This window comes from Variovorax sp. AC103 (assembly GCF_979254005.1).
In genome coordinates, this window is record NZ_CEEDFC010000033.1 from 1 (window position 1) to 19,783 (window position 19,783).

General features: G+C 70.3%; 17 protein-coding genes. 9 read left to right on the forward strand and 8 right to left on the reverse strand.

Annotation, left to right across the window (positions count from 1 at the left end; translation table 11 throughout):
- Positions 1-95: 95 nt before the first annotated feature.
- The 7 genes from AC0IYU_RS32240 (at position 96) to AC0IYU_RS32270 (ending at position 8,463) form a co-directional block, all read left to right on the forward strand.
- Positions 96-491 (forward strand): hypothetical protein, encoded by a 396-nt coding sequence (locus AC0IYU_RS32240; protein ID WP_472125720.1) that lies wholly within the window; start codon positions 96-98, stop codon positions 489-491.
- Entirely contained in the window at positions 488-1,702 is a 1,215-nt protein-coding gene (locus AC0IYU_RS32245) for a PrsW family intramembrane metalloprotease (protein WP_472125723.1), read from the forward strand. The genes AC0IYU_RS32240 and AC0IYU_RS32245 overlap by 4 nt, the downstream gene beginning before the upstream one ends.
- Before the next feature lie 18 nt (positions 1,703-1,720).
- Complete coding sequence (locus tag AC0IYU_RS32250) at positions 1,721-2,941, forward strand: helix-turn-helix domain-containing protein (protein ID WP_472125726.1); 1,221 nt, start codon at positions 1,721-1,723, stop codon at positions 2,939-2,941.
- A 68-nt stretch (positions 2,942-3,009) separates the two neighbouring features.
- Positions 3,010-3,693: a Vgb family protein gene (locus tag AC0IYU_RS32255; RefSeq protein WP_472125820.1), complete on the forward strand. Its 684-nt coding sequence runs from the start codon at positions 3,010-3,012 to the stop codon at positions 3,691-3,693.
- 51 nt (positions 3,694-3,744) lie between these two features.
- On the forward strand, positions 3,745-4,536 hold the full coding sequence (locus AC0IYU_RS32260; RefSeq protein ID WP_472125729.1) for a DUF899 domain-containing protein: 792 nt from the start codon (positions 3,745-3,747) through the stop codon (positions 4,534-4,536).
- A gap of 31 nt (positions 4,537-4,567) precedes the next feature.
- Positions 4,568-5,188, forward strand: coding sequence for a hypothetical protein (locus tag AC0IYU_RS32265; protein ID WP_472125732.1), 621 nt, complete (start codon positions 4,568-4,570; stop codon positions 5,186-5,188).
- A 260-nt stretch (positions 5,189-5,448) separates the two neighbouring features.
- Positions 5,449-8,463, forward strand: a complete 3,015-nt coding sequence (locus AC0IYU_RS32270; RefSeq protein ID WP_472125735.1) for an autotransporter outer membrane beta-barrel domain-containing protein — start codon at positions 5,449-5,451, stop codon at positions 8,461-8,463.
- A gap of 88 nt (positions 8,464-8,551) precedes the next feature.
- Here AC0IYU_RS32270 and AC0IYU_RS32275 read toward each other — a convergent pair whose 3' ends face one another.
- Together AC0IYU_RS32275 and AC0IYU_RS32280 are read right to left on the reverse strand one after the other, a co-directional pair.
- Positions 8,552-9,133, reverse strand: a complete 582-nt coding sequence (locus AC0IYU_RS32275) for a flavin reductase family protein (RefSeq protein ID WP_472125738.1) — start codon at positions 9,131-9,133, stop codon at positions 8,552-8,554.
- A complete protein-coding gene (locus AC0IYU_RS32280; protein ID WP_472125741.1) occupies positions 9,130-10,395 on the reverse strand; it encodes an acyl-CoA dehydrogenase family protein in 1,266 nt (421 codons plus the stop codon). The genes AC0IYU_RS32275 and AC0IYU_RS32280 overlap by 4 nt, the downstream gene beginning before the upstream one ends.
- Before the next feature lie 256 nt (positions 10,396-10,651).
- On the opposite strand from AC0IYU_RS32280, the gene AC0IYU_RS32285 reads away from it, so the two are divergent.
- A complete protein-coding gene (locus AC0IYU_RS32285) occupies positions 10,652-11,302 on the forward strand; it encodes a TetR/AcrR family transcriptional regulator (protein ID WP_472125744.1) in 651 nt (216 codons plus the stop codon).
- A 22-nt stretch (positions 11,303-11,324) separates the two neighbouring features.
- Here the strand turns inward: AC0IYU_RS32285 and metC are convergent, their stop codons facing one another.
- The 4 genes from metC to AC0IYU_RS32305 all read right to left on the reverse strand — a co-directional run bounded on the left by metC (position 11,325) and on the right by AC0IYU_RS32305 (position 15,955).
- Positions 11,325-12,527 (reverse strand): cystathionine beta-lyase, encoded by a 1,203-nt coding sequence (gene metC / locus AC0IYU_RS32290; protein ID WP_472125747.1) that lies wholly within the window; start codon positions 12,525-12,527, stop codon positions 11,325-11,327.
- Positions 12,528-12,587: 60 nt separating this feature from the next.
- A complete protein-coding gene (locus AC0IYU_RS32295; protein WP_472125750.1) occupies positions 12,588-13,541 on the reverse strand; it encodes a Bug family tripartite tricarboxylate transporter substrate binding protein in 954 nt (317 codons plus the stop codon).
- Positions 13,542-13,693: 152 nt separating this feature from the next.
- On the reverse strand, positions 13,694-15,274 hold the full coding sequence (locus AC0IYU_RS32300) for a rhodanese-like domain-containing protein (RefSeq protein ID WP_472125752.1): 1,581 nt from the start codon (positions 15,272-15,274) through the stop codon (positions 13,694-13,696).
- A 90-nt stretch (positions 15,275-15,364) separates the two neighbouring features.
- The gene (locus tag AC0IYU_RS32305) at positions 15,365-15,955 is read right to left on the reverse strand and encodes a cysteine dioxygenase family protein (protein ID WP_472125755.1); all 591 of its coding nucleotides are present in this window, start codon (positions 15,953-15,955) and stop codon (positions 15,365-15,367) included.
- A gap of 106 nt (positions 15,956-16,061) precedes the next feature.
- On the opposite strand from AC0IYU_RS32305, the gene AC0IYU_RS32310 reads away from it, so the two are divergent.
- On the forward strand, positions 16,062-16,940 hold the full coding sequence (locus AC0IYU_RS32310; protein ID WP_472125758.1) for a LysR substrate-binding domain-containing protein: 879 nt from the start codon (positions 16,062-16,064) through the stop codon (positions 16,938-16,940).
- 140 nt (positions 16,941-17,080) lie between these two features.
- Here AC0IYU_RS32310 and AC0IYU_RS32315 read toward each other — a convergent pair whose 3' ends face one another.
- Both AC0IYU_RS32315 and AC0IYU_RS32320 read right to left on the reverse strand, forming a co-directional pair.
- A complete protein-coding gene (locus AC0IYU_RS32315) occupies positions 17,081-19,066 on the reverse strand; it encodes a sensor histidine kinase (RefSeq protein ID WP_472125761.1) in 1,986 nt (661 codons plus the stop codon).
- Positions 19,032-19,718 (reverse strand): response regulator, encoded by a 687-nt coding sequence (locus AC0IYU_RS32320; protein ID WP_472125764.1) that lies wholly within the window; start codon positions 19,716-19,718, stop codon positions 19,032-19,034. The genes AC0IYU_RS32315 and AC0IYU_RS32320 overlap by 35 nt, the downstream gene beginning before the upstream one ends.
- Positions 19,719-19,783 lie beyond the last annotated feature (65 nt).

A 19,783-nucleotide genomic window follows, 5' to 3' on the forward strand; every position in this document is an offset into this window, starting at 1 on the left:
TTTAATGATACGGCGACCACCGAGATCTACACGTGTGGCGCTTCGTCGGCAGCGTCAGATGTGTATAAGAGACAGGCGTCGGCCAGGCCCGGTTCGTGCCCGCCGACGGATGGCAGATGGACGTCTCGCGCTCCAGGGCCGGCCGGTCGCTGATGCTGTTCAAGGGCGCCCACAAGTTCCGGGTGACCACGGGCCAGTGGGAGGGCGGGCCCGACGGGCCGTTGGTGCGGCAGCAGCGGCTCATGGAGCGCGGCCAGGGCCTGACCATCGACGGCGACGTGTCCGACTTCGTCACGTCCTGGGGCCTGCAGGGCAAGACCTTCGCCTACTACGGCGCGAAGCTGGCCGGGCGCTTCTGGCAGGTGGTCGACCTGCCGCGCAAGTCGCTCGTGCAGATCGACTTCTACGGCGCCAACGACGGCCTGGAGGAAGCGCAGGCCGACGCCCGGCGCATGCTCGACTCGATGGACCTGGAGGCGCAGCCGCAGTGAACACGCCCGTCTTCGCGCATGCGCATGCGCAGGCCCTGGACCAAGGTGTCTGGCCGGTCGGCACCGACTCCTTCTTCCAGCCCCGTCGCGCGGCCTTCTGGGTGCTGGCGGCGCTGATCGTCAACGGCCTGTTCTACACGGTCCACATGTTCTCCATGGGGTTTCGCGTGGTGCCGATCACCGCCTTCCTGGGGCTGCTGGCGTGGAGCTTGTACACGCTGCTTTTCTTTCTCGCCTTTCGCACGCTGGACCTGCTGGAACAGCATCCGCCGGAGGGCTACATCCTGGCCTTTGCGTGGGGCGGCATGGGCGCGTTGTACTTTGCGGCGCCGGCCAACATCGCCATCCAGAGCCTGTGCGCCAAGCTGGTGTCGCCGGAGTTCGCGGCCGTGTGGGGCCCGGCCATCGCGGGGCCGATCACGGAAGAGTTCCTGAAGATCGCCGGCGTCATGCTGCTGGTGCTGGTGGCGCGCAACCAGTTCGAGACCTACCTGTCCGTGCTCATCGTCGGCGCCATGGCGGGCCTGGGTTTCCAGGTGATCGAGAACCTGAGCTACACCGTCAACGCCTCGATGCACTTTCCGCTCGAGAACCAGGTGTATCCGGTGCTGCTCAACCTGCTGACGCGCGGCCTGATGAGCGGGCTGTGGAGCCATGCGGCCTACACCACCATCGCCTCCTTCGGCGTCGCCTGGTACCTGCTGCACCCGGAACGCCCGAGGGCGGTGCGCATCGCCGTGGCCTTGCTGTGCTTCGCGCTCGCGTGGGCCATGCACTTCGTCTGGAACTCGCCGTTCCTGGAAGACCTGTTCGACGAAGGCTACGGCGAGATGGCCGTCCTGCTGGCCGTGAAGGGCATCCCCGTGGTGGTGGCGGCCGGCATCTTCTGGCGCGTGGCCGCGCGCGAGAACGGCGCCTACCTGCATGCCTTGGCGGCGTACTTCGTGCCGGAACGCGAGCTGATCCGCGACGACGAGTGGGTGCGCCTGGGCGACCCGCTGGCGCGCTACAAGGTGCGCCGCGAAATGGGCTGGACCTTCGGCCTTCGGGCCCGGCGCCTGAAGGCGCAGCTGCAGCGCGAGCAGATGCGGCTGATCCGCAAGGCCGCGACCTACGGGCGCGGCGCGCAGACGCTGCGCCACGAGGTCGCGGTGCGGCGCCTGCGCGCCCAGCTGGAGCCGCTCATCGCCGCGGCACCCGCGCAGGCCTGAGCCGAACGAACCGCCCGCATGGACTCGCTGATCGCCGCTTCCGCCCGCGCACTGGCCGCGGGCGATGCGCTCGGCGCGCTCAAGCGGATCGCGCTGCGCGACGATCCGCCGGCGCTGGCGTTGCGCGGCATCGCGATGGCCCAGCTCGGCGAACACCCGCGCGCCCGAGCCCTGTTGCGGCGCGCCGCCAGCGGCTTCGGCGCGCACGAAGAACTGGCGCGCGCGCGCTGCGTCGTCGCCGAGGCCGAGGTGGCGCTGGCCATGCGCGACCTCGGCGGCTCGCCGCGCGCGCTGGCCGCGGCGGCACACGCGCTCGAGGCGCGCGCCGATCACGCGAATGCGCTGCAGGCACGGCTGATCGCCGCGCGCCGGCTCCTGCTGCTCGGGCGCCTCGACGAGGCATCGGCCGCGCTGGCACTGCTCGACGCGCGCGGCCTGCCGCCTGCGTTGGCCGCGGTGGCCGAACTCAGCGCCGCCGAACTGGCGCTGCGCTCGCTGCACATCGACACCGCGCGCACGGCCCTCGCGCGCGCCCACGCCGCGGCCGAGCGCGCACGCGTGCCGGCGCTGCTGGCCGAGGTGGCGGAGGCACGGGCGGTGCTCGAGCGTCCCGCCGCGCGGCGCCTGGTCGACGGCGGCGAGCAGGCGCTGCGGCTCGACGAGGTCGCGGCCCTGCTGGCGTCCGAGGCGCTGGTGGTCGAAGCCTGCCGTCGCGGGGTGGGTGCGAGTGGCGCCTGGCAGCCGCTTGCACGACGGCCGGTGCTGTTCGCGCTGGCGCGCGCGCTGGCCGCGGCGTGGCCCGGCGATGTCGATCGCGAAACCCTGATCGCCGACGCGTTTCGCACCCGCCGGCCCGACGAAACGCACCGCGCACGGCTGCGCGTCGAGATCGGCCGGCTGCGCGCGCTCCTGAAGGCCATGGCGCGGATCGAGGCGACGCCGCGCGGCTTCGTGCTCAAGCCGCAGGGCGAACGCGCCGTGGTCCTGCTGGCGCCGCCCATCGACGGCGAGCAGGCCGCGCTGGTGGCGCTGCTCAGCGATGGCGCGGCCTGGTCGACCTCGGCGCTTGCGCTGGCCCTGGGGGCCAGCCAGCGCACGGTGCAGCGCGCGCTGGCCGAGCTCGAGGCCGAGGGGCGCGTGCGCGCGATCGGGCAGGCGCGGTCACGGCGCTGGCTGGCGCCGCCGCTGGCCGGATTCACGACGATCTTGTTACTCCCCGCCGCGCTGCCGATTGAATAGAGTTGTCTCCAGGGCGTCGATCCACGGCGCACCACCACAAGGAGCCGACGATGACCCGCAATGCAAGCATGGCCGATTCCCGGGACAGTTCCCGAGCCAAGGCCAGGCCCGACGTGCAGCCCGCCGAGATCGTGCGCGAGTACGGTCCCTTCCCCGGCAGCGACAAGGTGGCCGGCGTGACCCATGACGGCCAGCGCGTCTGGGCCGCGCTGGGGGCGCAGCTGATCGCCTTCGATCCGCACAGCGGCGAGCCCACGCGCACGCTCGACGTCGCCTGCGACGCGGGCACCGCCTTCGACGGCAAGCACCTCTACCAGATCGCCGATTCGCGCATCGACAAGATCGACCCCGCCACGGGCGAAGTGATGGCCTCGATTCCGGCGCCGGGCCACGGCTCCGACTCCGGGCTCACCTGGGCCGAGGGCAGCCTGTGGGTGGGCCAGTACCGCGACCGGAAGATCCGCCAGATCAACCCCGAGACCGGCGCGGTCGTGCGCACCATCGAGTCGAACCGCTTCGTCACCGGCGTGACCTGGGTCGACGGCGAGCTGTGGCACGGCACCTGGGAAGGCGACCAGAGCGACATCCGCCGCATCGACCCGCAAAGCGGCGCCGTGCTCGAACGCCTCGAGATGCCGAGCGGCGTGGGCGTGAGCGGGCTGGAGTCCGACGGGGCCGATCTCTTCTATTGCGGCGGCGGGAACAGCGGCAAGGTGCGCGCCGTGCGCCGCCCGAAGGCCGCGCGGGCCTGAACCGATCCGACCCGACCCGACCGCGCATTCATTCGTCACAAGGAGCCTTCCATGAACACGACCGTGACCGAAGCAAGCACCGCGAACCACGCCGTGGTGGCTGGCGATCGGTGGCTGACCGAACGCAAGGCGCTGCTCTCGCGCGAAAAGGAGCTGATGCGCCTGCACGACCAGGTGGCCCGCGAGCGCCGTGCGTTGCCGTGGGAGCGCGTCGACAAGCCCTACGTGTTCTACACGCCGCAGGGCCGGCGCACGCTCGCCGAACTGTTCGACGGCCGCCGCCAGCTGCTGGTGCAGCACTTCATGCTGGGGCCGGACTGGGCGCAGGGGTGCCCAAGCTGTTCCTTCATGGCGGACCACGCCGACGGCATGAACGTGCACCTGGCGCAGCGCGACATCAGCTTCGTCGCCGTCTCGCGCGCGCCGCTGGCTCAGATCCAGCGCTTTCGCGAACGCATGGGCTGGCGCTTCGACTGGGTCTCGTCGCACGGCAGCGACTTCAACCACGACTTCGGCGTGAGCTTCACGCCCGAAGAATTGGCCTCCGGCCAGGTGGACTACAACTACCGCATGCAGCCCTTCCCGGCGGAAGAGGCGCCCGGCGTCAGCGTGTTCTACAGGGACGACGCGGGCGATGTCTTCCACACCTACTCGACCTACGGCCGCGGCGTGGAAGTGATGATGGGTGCGTACCCGATGATGGACCTCGTGCCCCGGGGCCGCGGCGAGCGCGACGTGCCCCACAAGATGGCGTGGGTGCGCCACCACGACCGCTACGAGCCGGTGCAGGCCGCGAAATCGACCGCCGCGGGCGGTTCGTGCTGCAGCGGCGCGCACGCCTGAAGCGCTGCCGGCCCGGACACGCGAGAGCGTCATGGCAAGCCTGTGGCCTTGGCTGGCGGTCGCCGGGGCCGGTGCGCTGCACGGGCTGAACCCCGCCACCGGATGGATGTTCGCCGCCGCCTGGGGACTGCGGTCGAGCGACCGGGCGCAGGCGTTGCGGGCGCTGGTGCCCATTGCCCTCGGGCATGCCGCGTCGGTCGCGCTGGTGGCTGCCTCGGTGGCGCTCGGGCAGTCGCTGTACCGCGTGCTGCTGCAGGTTCTGGCGGGCGTGCTGCTTGCCGTCGCGGCGGCGGTGCACCCGGCGGGGCGCAAAGGCAGGCGGCGGGTTTGCGCACCCCGCGTCGGCCCCGTCGGCCATGCCGGGCTGGCGCTCTGGTCTTTCATGATGTCTACCGCGCACGGCGCCGGCCTGATGCTCGTGCCGGCATGGGTGCCGCTGTGCATGGGCGGCGCACCGGCGGCACCAGAGTTCGCCGCACCTGGCCCGCTGCTGCTGGCGCTCGCGGCGGTTGGCGTTCACACCGCTGCCATGCTCGCAGTGACGGGCCTGATCGCCACGGGAGTGTGCCGCGGCGTCGGCGCGGGGGCGGGATGGCTTCGTAATTTCCGGCGCAAGGCCTCGTCGGCACCGCCTTCAACTGGGTACTTTTGAACCCATCAAGAAACATTGGTTACTCCTTGATGCATTTCAGGGTAGGCCGCGACCCATGGCGGTCCGTGAGACGCAGCGCGCGGTCAAAACCGGCATTCCGGTGCACAAGGGGGTACCCGGTTTCAGGCATATCGCCGCTTGGTACGCGTGCTTACATTTTTGACTTGTATTTCGAAATCGACAGCGTGTGGAGGGGGGCAAGCAATTGCTGCTGCTGCATGCGGGCGCCTGCCCGATCAGGTAACGAACAAGTTGAAACCATGAACAAGATCTTTCGGACGCTTTGGAATCCAACGCTCGCTACCTGGGTCGCCGCACCCGAAACCTCGCGCGGCCATGCGCGGTCTTCCCGTTCGGGCACCGGCACGGCGGTGGCCGTGGCGGTCGTGCTCCTGTGTTCCGGGCCGGCACTGGCGGCCGGCGGCGCAGGCGGACAGCCCGTGGGCAACCCGACGCTGAACGCCGGTGCCGGCGGCAGCAACGGCACCGGCGGCAATGGCGGGCTCAACGACACCACGGTCAACGCGAGCGGCGGCGCCGGCGGGTCGTCGACGCCCACGGGCGTCACGGCCGGGTCTGCGGCCAACATCGGCACGTTCGTCGGCGCCACCGCGGGCACGGGTGGGGCGGCGGGCACCACCAGCAACGTCGTCGGCCCGGGCGCGCTGCAGGGCGACAACGGCGGTGCCGGCCAGGCGCAGACCGGCGACGCACTCAACGGCAACGGCTACGGCGGCGGCGGCGGGGGCGGCTTCCAGGGTTCGTCGATCGCCAACAGCGTCACCTCGTCCACCAACAGCTACACCGGCGGCAACGGCGGTGCGGGGGGCAACGGCTACTGGGCCGCCGGCGGCGGCGGCGCCGGCGGGTACGGCTCGATCCTGAGCGCGCCCCTGGGCAGCTACACGGCCACCGGCGCGTCCATCGGCGGCGCGGGCGGCAACGGCGGCGACGCGTTTTCGCAGGCCGGCGGCGGTGGCAGCGGCGGCGGCGGTTTTTACCTGAACACCACAACGCCAGGGCTCACTTTCACCAACACCGGCACCATCGCTGCGGGCACCGGCGGTGCCGGCGGGACCAACCTGCTGCCCAGCCAGCTCAACGCCTCGGGCGGCGGCGGCGGCGCGGGCGGCATCGGTGCCACGCTGGCCGGCAGCGCCGTCACCGTGGTCAACACCGGCCAGATCACGGGCGGCGCAGGGGGTGCCGGCGGTGCGGGCGGCGGTGGCGCGACCGGCACCGGCGCGCCGGGCGCAGGCGGCGATGGCGGCATCGGCCTGTCGTCCACCGGCACCGCGGCCACCATCACCAACACCGGCACCATCGCGGGCGGTGCCGGCGGGGCAGGCGGTGTCAACAACAACGGCGGGCCCAACGGCGCGAACGGCGTGGGGGGCGTGGGCGTGGCGGGCGCCAACCTCGCCCTCGCCAACAGCGGCACCATCACCGGCGGGCTGGGTGGCGACGGCGTGACCCGTGCCTCGGCCGTGGAATTCACCGGCGGCAGCAACAGCCTCACGCTGAACTCCGGCTCGGCGATGTCGGGCGCCATTGCCATCGACACCGGCGCCACCGCCAGCGTGATCGCCGGCGCCGACGGCCTGGTCGTGGGCAATGCCTTGCTGCTGGGCGGCACGGGCACCGTCGACACCAACGGCCGCAGCCTGAGCTGGACAGGCCCCATTTCGGGCACCAGCGGCCTGGTGAAGGCCGGCGCGGGCGTGTTGACGCTGAGCGGCGCCAACACCTATGCCGGCGCCACCAACGTCGCGGCCGGCACCTTGCGCGCCGCCGCGGCCAACACGCTCAGCAGCGCCAGCGCCTTCACGGTGGCCTCGGGCGCCACGCTGGACCTGGCCGGCAACAGTCAGGCCGTGGCGTCCGTCGCCAACAGCGGCGTCGTGTCGCTGGTGGGCAGCGCGCCCGGCACCACCCTCACGGTCAACGGCCCCTGGGCGGGCAACGGCGGCACGCTGCGCCTGGGCACGGCGCTGGGCGGCAGCGCCAGCGCGAGCGACCGGCTCATCCTGAACGGCAGCACCGCGATTGCCAGCGGCACGACCAGCGTGCAGATCGTCAACCTGGGCGGCCTGGGTGCGCTGACCACCGGCAGCGGCATCGAGATCATCAGCGCCCTGAACGGCGCCACCACCACCGCGCAAACCACCAAGAGCGCCTTCAGCCTCGCCGGCGGCCACGTTGATGCGGGCGCCTACCAGTACCGGCTGTACGCCGCCGACGCGAGCGGCGCGGGCGAGAACTGGTACCTGCGCTCCAGCACCACGGCCAACGGCGCGGTCGTGCCCACCTATCGCACCGAAGTGCCCCTGTATGCGGCGCTGCCCGAACAGCTGCGCCAGGCCAACCTGTCGATGCTGGGCAACCTGCACCAGCGCGTGGGCGACGACGGCCCGAACGGCGCCAACACCGCCTCGCCGGAGCAGGGCTACCGCCAGGCGTGGGCCCGCATCATCAGCACCGACCGCACCATCTCGCAGGCCGGCACCGTCAGCCCCACCAGCGACGGGCGCCTCACCGGCTTCCAGGCCGGCACCGACCTGTGGGCCGACCCGAACTGGCGCGTGGGTGTGTACGTCGGCCAGCTCGACGGCGACATGCGCGTGACGGGCTTCGCCAACGGCCTGCAGAACTATGCGAGCGGCTCCAACGACCTGCGCAACCAGTACCTGGGCGCCTACGCCACCTGGAAGAACGAGGGCGGCCTGTACGTCGACGGCGTGCTGCAGGCCGGGCGCCACCGCTACACCGTGTCGCCCACGCTGGGCTTCGGCAGCTCGGGCAAGGGCGACAGCCTGCTGGCCTCCGTCGAGGTCGGCCAGGCCTTCGCCATCGCGCCGAACTGGACCATCGAGCCGCAGCTGCAGCTGGTGCACCAGCGCGTGAGCCTGGACGACACCGGCATCGCCGGCGCCCTGGTGCAGCAGAACAGCCACAACGGCTGGCTGGTGCGCGCTGGGGTGCGGGTCAAGGGCGAGATCGCGACGGGCGTTGGCCTGCTGCAGCCCTATGTGCGCTTCAACGTCTATCGCAGCGGCAGCGGCACGGACATCACCCGGTTCGTCGGCCCCGCTGCGTACACCGACATCGCCACGCGCACGGGTGGCACCAGCACCGAACTGGCAGGCGGCGCCACGCTGCAGCTCACCGAAAGCACCAGCGTCTATGCGGAGCTGGGCAAGCTGTGGGCTTCGGGCGGGGACACGCGCACGAAGGGCAGCGTGCAGGCGAGCCTGGGCGTGAAGGTGCGCTGGTGATGGTGAGCATGCGCTGATCGAAGCGCCCCGGCGCTGGCCGCCGGGACCACGTGCTGCCATGCGCGCATGTGCACACATGCCGCGCTTTTCACTGCGCGGGCACCTGGATGAACCGCCCTCCCGCGTACACCAGCAAGCTGCCGGCCTGCTGCCGCGCGCTGACCACCTCGCCGAAGATCACCGTGTGCGAGGCGACGGCCGTGGCCGTCGACACCCGGCAATCGAACGCGGCTGCCCGGTTGCTCAGCACGGGTACGCCCGAATGCAGCGTCGTCCAGCCGTCGTCCCAGAAGCGGTCGGGCACGGCGTTCATGCCGGCGAAATCGCGCGCCATCTGCTCGTCCCCCGCCGACAGCACGCTCACGCCGAAGAACCCCGCGCGAATGACGGCGGCGTGCGTTCGCGATGCCTGGTTGAGGCAGACCAGCAGCGTGGGCGGCTCGGCCGACACCGAGGTGACCGCCGTGGCCGTGCAGCCCAGGAAGCGGCCCTCGTCGACGGTGGTGATCACGCATACACCGGCCGCGAGCCTTCGCATGCCCGCCTTGAAATCGTGGCCGAGTGCTTCGCGCGCCACGGGGGACGCGCGCTCGATCGTCCGGGCGAACAGCGGCCGCGTGGCATGCAGTGCCGAAGGCGGCGTGGCCGCGACCTGCGCTGCGCGGCTCACAGCGCCACCAGGGGAATGCCGCCGTCCGCCCCCAGCAGCAACCGGCCGTAGGCCTCCTTGCCCACTTCGGTCGTGACGTAGGCATGCCGACCGGCGATCTCGCTGTCGCGCCAGAGCTTGTTCATGATGTTCGGTTCCGCGAACGCGCCCGCGCCGTTGGCCGTCATCAGGATGTCGAAGGCCTCTTTCACGAGCGCGAAGATGTGCCCGGTGTCGTTGCGCACGCGCCCGCGCTGCAGCAGCGACATCACCTCGCCGCGCGCCGCCGCGCCGTCGATGTCCGCGCAGGCGCGCTGCATCAGCAGGTAGGCCAGATCGATCTTGGTGTCGGCCGAGGCCACGGCGAGCTGATGCGTGGGCGAGTTCTTCGACTGCGCATAGGTGGTGTACGCCACCGGCTTGTTCGGCAGCCGCTCCAGCGTCAGGTCCATCATGGCCCGCCCCAGGCCGAGTTGCGCGCCCACCAGCACCAGCGCCGCAACCGGCACGAACACCATGTTGGCCAGCGGCTCGGTGTCCTGGTGCGGGGTGGCGAATCTGGCCTCCATCAGGTCGGCGAAGGTCTGGATGCGATGGTCGGGCACGAAGTGATCGACCACCACGATGGTGTTGCTGCCCGAGCCCTTCATGCCGGTGACGAACCAGGTGTCCTCGATCGTCCATGCGGACGCCGGAATGAGGCCCAGCGCCGGCGTGAAGCCGCCTTCGGCACCACCCTCCGGATTTGGCAGGAACATCCCCAGCGTGCCCCAGTCGGCCGCGAACGAACCCGACGCGTAGGCCCACCGGCCGCTGACCATGTAGCCGCCTTCCACGCGCTCGGCCTTGGTCCCCGGCGTGAAGATGCCGCAGCACTTGGCGTTCGGGTTCTCGCCGAAGACCTCGTCCTGGGCGCGCTGAGAGTAGGTGGTGGCGAACCAGGTGCACACGTTGAGCAGCGCGACTGCCCACGACGTGGAACCGTCGCCGCGCCCGACCTCGGCCACCGTTTCCATCATGGTGCGCAGGTTGGTGCCGAGACCGCCATAGCGCTTGGGCACCAGCAGCCTGAATAGGCCCGCCTGCTCGATGGCCTGCATGACGGCGGGCGCGACCTGGCGGTCTTCGGACGTTCTTGCCGCGTGCTCGCGGATCAGCGGCACGAGGCGGGTGGCGCGCTCGATGATTTCGCGGTTCGGTCGCACCCATTCGTCGACGTTGACCGCCGGCTGCTTGCGGGAAACAGAGCTTGCGGCGACAGGGGGCGTGGCAGTGGTGAGCATGTGGATTCCTCGAATGACGTGATGTACCCCGGGGCAAGGCGGCATGCCCTGCCCGGCTTCGTGAAATCGATGCGCATCGATGCGTTGAATCTAGCGCCGGGCCCGCATGCCAGCCACATCCGTTTCCCTACGTGCAAATGACGATTCGTCATCCTGACGGAGTGTCCGATCGGGTGCATGCCGATGGTGCGACAGCACAACCGAACCTATATTCGGCGACCCGGATTCACCCGAAAAAAGAAGCAGGAACGCACCGATGGCGGACACCTTCGATCACCGTCCCGAAGTGGCCGAGAAGCGCCGCGCGCTCATGCGGGCGCGGATTCTCGAGGCGACGGCGCGCACATTCACCGAACGGGTGAGCGCCATTCCGGGCATCGAGGACGTGGCGCGCGAGGCGGGGATTTCGCGCGGCACTTTCTATCGCTACTTCGAGTCGCTGGACGCCGCGGTCGTGGCCGCCGGCATCGCGATGAGCGACGCTCTCATGACCGACATCCTGCCCGTCTACGACTTCCTGAGAGAACCCTGGCAGCGCTTTTCCGTCGGCTTCCGGCTGTACCTCGTGCGCTCGCTGCAGGACCCCAAGCACACCGAGTTCCTGATTCGCATGGACGTGTGGCCGCACGGCTCGCTGGTGGACCGGTACATGTCCGCCGACCTGGCCATGGGGCGCGACCGCGGGCAGTTCGAGGTGGAAAACGTCGAGGCCGCGACAGACTTTCTGAAGGGTGCTTCGGCTGGCACCATCCAGGCGGTGCGACGCGGCGTGGTCGAACCCGAGGGCTACATTGACGCGGCCGTCCACATGGGGCTGCGCAGCCTGGGGTGCGACCTTGCGATGTGCCGCAAGGGGGTGGAATTTTCTCGCGCGCACGTGGCGAGCCTGCCTGTGCGCGAAGGATGAAAGGGCGCGTCGAACCGGCCCTTCATCGCATGGCCGCGAACCCACGCGCCAGGTCGGCCATCAGGTCCACGGGCGCCTCCAGCCCGACATGCAGCCGCACCACCGCCCCGCGCCCGCTCCAGTCCGTCACGCTGCGCGCCGCGCGCATGTGGGTCCAGGCCACCAGGCTTTCGTAGCCGCCCCAGGACGAGCCGCGCCCGAACAGCGTGAGCGCATCGACGAAGCGTTCGACCGCGGCACTCTCGATGCCCGGCTGCAGTTCGATCGACAGCAGCCCGTTGGTGCCGCTGCAATCGCGCTGCCAGATCGCATGCCCCGGATGCTGCGGCAGCGCCGGACAGAACACGGTGGCCACTTCAGGCCGCTGCTCCAGCCAGTGCGCCACCTCCAGCGCGTGGCGCTCGTGCATCTGCAGCCGTGCCGACAGCGTGCGGATGCCGCGCAGCACCAGCCACGCGTCGTCGGGGCTCACCGTCATGCCGAACGCGTCGCAGCGTTCGTTCAGCGGCCGCCATGCGGCCTCTGTCGTGGCCACGGTGCCCATCATCACGTCGGAGTGGCCCGACAGGTACTTGGTCGCGGCCATGGTCGAGATGTCCGCGCCCAGCGCGAGCGGGCGGTACTGCAGGCCCGAACCCCAGGTGTTGTCGGCCGCCAGCAGCGCGCCGCGCGCATGCGCGAGTTCGGCCAGCCGGGGCAGGTCGCACATCTCGTAGACCAGCGAGCCGGGGCACTCGGCATACACCAGCCGCGTGGTCGGTTCGAACAGGTCCTCGATGCCGCTGCCGTCCGCCGCGAAGAAGGTGCTGCGAATGCCGTAGGGCTCCAGGAACGAATGCACCAGGTTGCGCGTGGGCTCGTACACGCTGTCGGACATGAGCACGTGGTCGCCCGGCTTCAGGTACGACAGCAGCACCATGCCGATGGCCGCCAGGCCCGTGGGGAACAGCCGCGTGCGGTGCGCGCCTTCGAGCTCGCTCACCGCGTCCTCGAGCGCGAAGGTGGTCGGCGTGCCGCGCGCGCCGTAGCTGAAGATGCGCTCGTCGTCGCGCCGCGCGCGTGCGTCGCGCATGGCGGCCACGCTGTCGAACAGCACGGTGCTCGCGCGCACCAGCGGCGTGTTGACGGGCGAGCCGCCGGCATACGACGGGCTCTTGCCCGTGCGCGTGAGTCGCGTGCCGGGTGCGAGGTCTGGGGGCGCGTTGTGCGGGTCGGGCGTGGTCATGGGTCGCGTGGGGTGGGTTCGCGGGGAGGGGTCAGGCCGCCATGTTGCTTCAATCCGCGGTCAATCCGCACGGGCACCGGAGAGTTTGACGATGCGCGACCAGCGTTCGATGTCCTGGCGCATCTGCGCGGCAAAGGCTTCCGGCGAATTGGCGACCACCTCGCTGCCGCCGTCCGTCACCAGCTTGGTCACCTCGGGCAGGTGCAGCGTGCGCACGATGGCTTCGTTCAGGTAGGCCACGCGTTCGGGCGGCGTGCCGGCCGGTGCGAAGAAACCGTACCAGTCCTCGAAGCGCGCGCCGGCGTAGCCCAGCTCCTCGAGCGTCGGCACCTTGGCGAACACGCCGATGCGCCGCGGGCTGGTCACGGCCAGCACGCGCAGCTTGCCGTTCTGCACCAGCCCCGACACCGAGGCGGTGGAGGTGACCAGCACGTCGACCTGGCCGCCGAGCAGGTCGGTCAGCGCGGGGCCGGCGCCCTTGTAGGGCACGTGCGTCATCTCCACGCCCTTGTCCTTCGCCAGCACCACGCCGACCAGGTGCGACAGCGTGCCGTTGCCCGGCGTCGCATAGGTCACCTTGCCGGGGCTCGCCTTGGCCTTGGCGGCCAGGTCGGCAAAGCTCTTGAGCGGCGAGTTGGCATCGACCACCAGCGCGAGCGGCGCGGCATTGATCTGCGTGATGGGAATGAAGTTCTTGACCGGGTCGAAGCCGGCCTGCGCATACAGCGTGGGGTTGACGGCCATGATCGACACCTGCGAGGTGAGCAGGGTGTAGCCGTCGGGCTTCGCGTCGGCCACGGCCTTGGCGCCGATGTTGCCGCCCGCGCCGCCCCGGTTGTCGACCACGGCGGCCTGTCCCATGATTTCGGGCAGCCGCGTGGTCACCAGGCGCGCGGTCGCGTCGTTGCCGCCGCCGGGCGGGAAGGGCGAGATGAACTTCACCGTCTGCGACGGGAAGCCGTTGCGGGCGGGCAGCGGCTGCGCGCTGGCGGGCTGCAGGGCGAGTGCGGCCATCCATGCGGCAATTGCTAGACGGGCAAGGCGAACAAGCGGTGAGGTGCGGCTGACAGACGACATGACAGGACTCCTGAAATAGGAACGGACAAGGACGAACAGAAACTGCGGTGCGTTGAACTCGGGTTGCGGGTGCGGCAGCACCCGCGCGCTCATGCGTGCGATGCGCCTGCGGGCAATCGAAACGCGGCCTTCTCCTGCGCATCGAGCTGCGCGACAAGGCCCGTCTCCCATGCCAGGTAGCGGCGCGCGGCTTCCTTGTTGCCGTCGTGCCGGTCGTGCACGAAGAACAGGTAGTCGATGCAGTCGCTGTCGGCGGGCAGCGCGGGCGTGGCCTCGACCGGCAGGCCGGCGGCGCGCCACGCGGCCATGCCGCCCTTCAGCAGCAGCGGCGCAGGGGCGCCGGCCAGCTCGGAGGCCGCCGTCCATGCCGCGAGCGCCGCGTCGTCGGCCACCAGCACCAGCTGGCGCGTCTCGTTCTTCACGTCGGCGGCCAGGCGCGGACGGATCGACCAGCGCGCCTGCGGAATGTGGCCCGCGCGAAACGGCATGCTGCCGCGCAGGTCGACCAGCGCCACGTCGTTCTTCTCCAGGCGCGCGGCCAGTGCCTGCGCGTCGATGGTGGCCAGCGCGGGGGCGGCCGGCGGCGCCGCTGGCGCCAGCGCCAGCCCGCTGGCCAGCCCGCCTTCGAGCACGCTCGCGTCATGGCCCATCTGCCGCAGCCAGCTCGCGATGGTGGGCGCGCGCACACCGTCGTCGTCCAGCAGCACCAGCCGCGCACCGCGCACGCCGAAGTACTGGTCGCCCGCCTGCATCAGCTGCCCGCCCGGCGTGTGCTGCGCCCCCGGCAGGCTGCCGGCCGCGAACTCCTCCGGCGTGCGCACGTCGCACAGGAACAGGCTGCGGCCTGCGTCGGCGGCCCACTGCTGCACCGTCTGCGCATTCACCACCGGCACGCCGAAGCGCGCGGCCAGTGCCTGCGCGGCGGGGCGCAGCTCGGCGTTGCCGCTGTCGTCTGCATAGCGGCGCGTGCCGCCGTGCTCCAGCACGTGGTCGTTCAGGTACCAGCCCTGCGTGCCGTTCTCCAGCGCGTACACCGGGTTGGGCAGCCCCAGGTTGATGAGCGTCTGCGCGCCGATGATGCTGCGCGTGCGCCCCGCGCAATTGATGACGATGGGCGTGGTGGTGTCGGGCACCAGCTGGCGCACGCGGTAGGCCAGCTCGCCGTTGGGGCAGCAGGTGGCGCTCGGGATGTTCATCTTGTGGAACTCGCTCACCGGCCGGCCATCGAGCACGACCACGCGGTCGTTGCGCGCCAGCATCTCGGCGAGCTGGTCGGCGCTGACGCGGGGCGTGTGATAGACCTCCTCGGCCAGTTCGCCGAAGGTCTTCGAGGGCAGGTTCACGCCCGCGAAGAGCACGTAGCCCGCGGCCTGCCAGGCCTGCGCGCCGCCTTGCAGCACATGCACGTCGGTGTAGCCCAGCGCGGCCAGCTGCGCGGCGGCGCGCTGCGCCACGTTGTCTTCCGCGCCTTCGTCGTAAGCCACCACACGCGTGCTGCGTCGCGGCACCAGCCGCGGCGCATCGAGCTCCAGCCGGCTGAAGGGCAGGGGAATGCCGTAGAACAGGTGCGCCTCGCCGTACTGGCCGTGCTCGCGCACGTCGAGCAGCGCAATCTCCGCGCCGTCGTGCAGCCAGGCCTTGAGGGTCTTCGGGTCGATGAAAGAGGTCATGAGAGCGAGTCGGTGGAACGAACGGTGTCCTGCGCGGCCGCGCAGCGCGCGACCCGCATGAAGAAAAAGAACGTGAAAAAGAGAAGCGGACTAGCGGCGCGTCTGCACGCCGATGCCCATGGTCTGGTACGTGCCCGCGGCCATGTCGTATGCGGTGCGCCGGTTCAGCGTTTCGAGCGCACGGCCGTACATGTGCAGGTGGCGAATGACCTGCTCGCCCTGGATCTCGACCGAGTGGATGTCCTCGGGCATCAGCGCAATGCCCGTTCCCGGTGCCACGACGACCAGCGCCGTTTCCTTCAGCGTGCCCACGCCCGGCACGCTGGCGTCGTCGGTGCGCTCGTACACGCGGTTGTGCTCGGTGCCTTCCACGGCCGCGATGCAGGCCCAGGTCGTGTGGTTGTGCGGCACGATCTTCTTGCCCGGGCGCATCACGTTCAGGTAGAGCGCATAGCTCTGGTCCGCGTCTTCGGCAATGAGGTAGCGCGCCTGGTGCTCGCCGGCCTCGGGCGGCGGGAAGTCGGCGGCGCCCCAGTAGGCGGTGTGCGCGGCCAGGCCTTCGAGCGCAGCGAGCACGGTCTTCAGGTGCTCGCGGGTCGCTTCAGCGCCGCCGATGGCTTTCTTCATCTCGCCGATGGATGCCGCGACCGCCTGCTGGCGTTGCTCGGAAGGGGTGCTCATGCGTGTTCTCCAGTGGGGTTGCCTGTTCGGTATGCATTCACTGTAGTGACGGCGGCGTGACGCAACAATCCAAGCAGCGCACGAAACACATCAATAAAATTAATGTATGGCCACCCTTGATCTTGAACTGCTGCGCTCCTTTGCCGCCGTCGTCAGCCACCAGAGCTTTGCGGCGGCGGCCGTGCACCTGGAGCGCACGCAGTCGGCCATCACGCAGCAGATGCAGCGGCTCGAAGAGCAGATCGGCCATCCGCTGTTCGCCAAGCAGGGCCGGCAGAAGCGCCTGACCGAGCACGGCGAACGCCTGCTCACCTATGCGCACCACATGCTCGCGCTGAACGACGAGGCGCTGCGCAGCCTGCGCCAGGGCCAGCTCGAAGGCAACCTGCGCATCGGCGCGCCGCACGACGTGGCCGAGACCATGCTGCCACTGCTGCTGACCGAGGTGGCGCGCACCTCGCCGCTGCTGCAGCTGGACATTCACATCGGCCGCAGCCCCTACCTGATGACCTCGCTCAAGAGCGGCGAGGTCGACATGATCATCTCCAACCGCGCCGACGCGCAGTCGCAGTTCGAAGGCGTGGTGCTGCGCAACTCGCCCACCGTGTGGCTGTGCGCCGCGAGCTACGTGCACGACCCGGCCAAGCCCGTGCCGCTCATCATGGCCGACGGCCCCAGCATCTTCCGGCGCATCGGCCACGAGGCGCTCGACGCGGCGGGCGTGGCCTGGACGCCGCGCTACACCTCGTCGAGCCTGATCGGCATCAAGGCGGCGCTGCGCGCGGGGCTCGGTGTGACCGCGCGCGGCGTGGAGCAGCTCGACGCGGGGCTGCGCGTGCTGGGCGCCGGCGACGGCATGCCGCGGCTGCCCGACCTGGCCTACCACCTGTATGTGCGCAGCCACGTGGTGAACCCGGTCACGCGCCAGGTGTTCGAGACGTTGAAGACGCAGCTCAGGTTGCCGCGCACCGACGTGCTGGCGTAGCGCCTGCGCGCTTGAGCGAGGGGCTTCTGGTTGTCAGCGGGCAGCTATCGCGTCGCGGACGGCGAGCAACGGCGGCCCGGGCCCATTGCTGGCGCTCGCCTCTCCCTCAAGACCCACGACAGCTTGCTGGACCTTCACGCCTAGGCCAGCGAAGCCGGCTCGGAGTCCGCGCCCTTCGTCAGCGGCCCTGGATGCGGCGCCTTCAAGGGAAGCCACAGTCGAAAGCGCGTCCCGCCCTGCGCTGCCTCCCACGTCACCGTCCCTCCAATGGCACGTGCCCGGCGCCGCATGTTCGAGAGTCCGTGTCCGGTGGGGCCCTCGGGCTGCGCAGAGAAGCCACGGCCGTTGTCGAGCAGGACCACCGCCACGCCGTCCGCCTCCCGCGCTGTCGCCACACGCAGCTCGGTCGCGCCGGCGTGCTGCATCACGTTCGAGATCCCCTCCTGCAGGATGCGCAGGATGTGAAGCGCACTGCGCGGATCGAGCCATTCGAGCGGCGGCACGTCGATGACTTCCCAGCGCAGGCTCAGGCTCGAATCGCGCAGCCGCGGCAGCAGCCGGTAACGCAGTGTCGCGAGCAACAGCAGCAGGTCGGCCTCGACGGGTTCGAGCGAATCGACCGTGAGCTTCAGGTCGTCGATGCATTCCCGCAGCACCAGCGCCATCTGCGGCTCGCTGAGCTTGCCGGCCTCGGCCACCTTCAACGCGCTGATCAACTGCGAGCCCATGCCATCGTGGATGTCCTGCATCAGCCGCTGGCGTTCGCGGCTCAGGGTTTCGCGCTGCTGCACTTCGCGCAACTGCGCGTAGTTGACGGCCAGTTCGGCCTCGCGTTCCCGCAGGCGTTCGGCCAGGTGCGCGTTGGCCTGTTCCACGTCGTCGACCGCGCCGACGTAGCGCCGCAGGATGATGTAGATGAACATCAGCAGGCGCGCCGTGGTCGACACCGGCCAGAGGTAGATGTCCTCCGGGCTCACGAAGTAGTTCTGCATCAGCCAGTCGTGGATGGCCACCGGCAGATCGATGATGCCGACGAACGAGGCCAGGATGCCCTCGCGCGAGCCTTGCCGCCAGGCGGCCCACGCAATGAGCAGCACGGCCGGGATGCCCGCCAGGATCGTCAGCAGGTAGGAGAGCGGCGCCAATGCATCCATGCCGGGCAGCACCTGCAGCAGCGGCATCGTCACCGTCCACGACAGCGCCAGCAGCACCAGCAGCGCGCGCCCCACCCAGCGCGGCGCGCGCGGCACCAGTGTCGCGACGAAGAAATACCAGGTCACCAGCAGCGCGTTGACCGAATTGACCGTGATCCACCCGAACCACGCCGACGGAATCGGCAGTGGTTCCAGTCCCGTGTAGTAGTGCAACCCGCGCAGTACCATGAACAGTGTGTACAGCGCGAACAGCAGGTAGATGCTCTCGCGGCGGCGCAGGAGCCAGACGGAAAAAGCGAACAGCCCCAGGCCCATCACCGCGATGCTCATGACCTCGGAGATGCCCGATTGCAGCGCGCGGCGCCATCGAAAGCGCGGCTCCAGGTCAGCCTTCGGGCCGACCCACGCCGTGGAGACCGCGCCGCCGGCGCTCCTGAGGCTGTCGATGCGGATGCGCAAGGTGCGCGGCGCGCCGGTTTCCCGGCCCTCGTCGCCAGCAGCCGGCATCCACAGCGGGAAGTTGAAGCTGTTCCATACCGTGTCGCCGGACGACGTGTAGATCAGCCGGTCGTCCGCATAGACCGCGACGCGCCCGATGGTCTGCCAGCGCGGCAGGTAGAGAAATGCGTCCTGTGCCTGCACGCCGCGCAGGTCGAGTTCGATCCAGGTGCGCAGCCACTCCTGGGCGCTGCTTGCCGGCACGACCGCACGCGGCCAGGTGTAGGGCAAGGTGACCTGCTTCCATTCGCCCGTCGGCGCAGCTGCGTCGGGCTGCCGCGGCAGCGGGTCGGAGGGAGCGTCGATGGGCTGCGTCAGTACGCGCGCCTGGGTGAAGTGCTGTGCGCGCGGCGCGTTCGCGTCCGCCAGCGCAGTGGCGACGGACGGCCCCGCGACAAACGCGGCGGCGGCCAGCAGCAGCAAGCCCGCGAAGGCTGGCCTAAGGCGCGAGAAGACCCTGGCTGCGGGCTTCATGGATGGCTTCGACCTGCGAGCGCACTTCCAGCTTGGCGTAGATGCGCCGCACGAAGCTCAGCACGGTGTTGCGCGTCACGCCCATCAACCCGGCGATCTCTTCGTAGCTGAAGCCCTTGGTGATGTACTCCAGCACTTGCCGCTCGCGTGGCGACAGCTGTGCCTGTTCTGCGGCGGGCACTTCGGCCGCAGGGCTTGCGGGGGGGCGCGCCTGCTTGAAGCGCGTGAGCAGCTGGCGCGCGATGAGCGGGCTGATCGGGCTGCCGCCGGCTTGCGCGGCGCGGATCTCTTCGACGATGTGGCGCGGCGAACTGTCCTTGAGCAAATAGCCCGTGGCGCCGGCCTCCAGGCTCTGCATCACGAGCGCCTCGTCGCCGAAAGACGTGCTGACCACCACGGCGCAGTCGGGCCACGCCACCTGCGCCGCGCGGATCACCTCGACGCCCGAGCCGTCGGGGAGGCCCAGGTCGACCACCAGCACCTGCGCGGCCGACAGGTCCAGCATCGCGCGCGCCTCGCGCACGCTGCGGGCCATGCCGTGCAGTTGCAGGCCGTCGGCGCTGCGAATCGCCGTCGCCAGCGCCTCGGCGATCTCCGGATCGTCTTCGACGAAGGCGACCTGGATCGTTGGCGAGGCGGGGGGATTCGGCATGGCGGGCGGCTTTGGGGGTGCCGGATTGTCACCGAATGTGAATCCTCGCGCTCACCGGAATGACG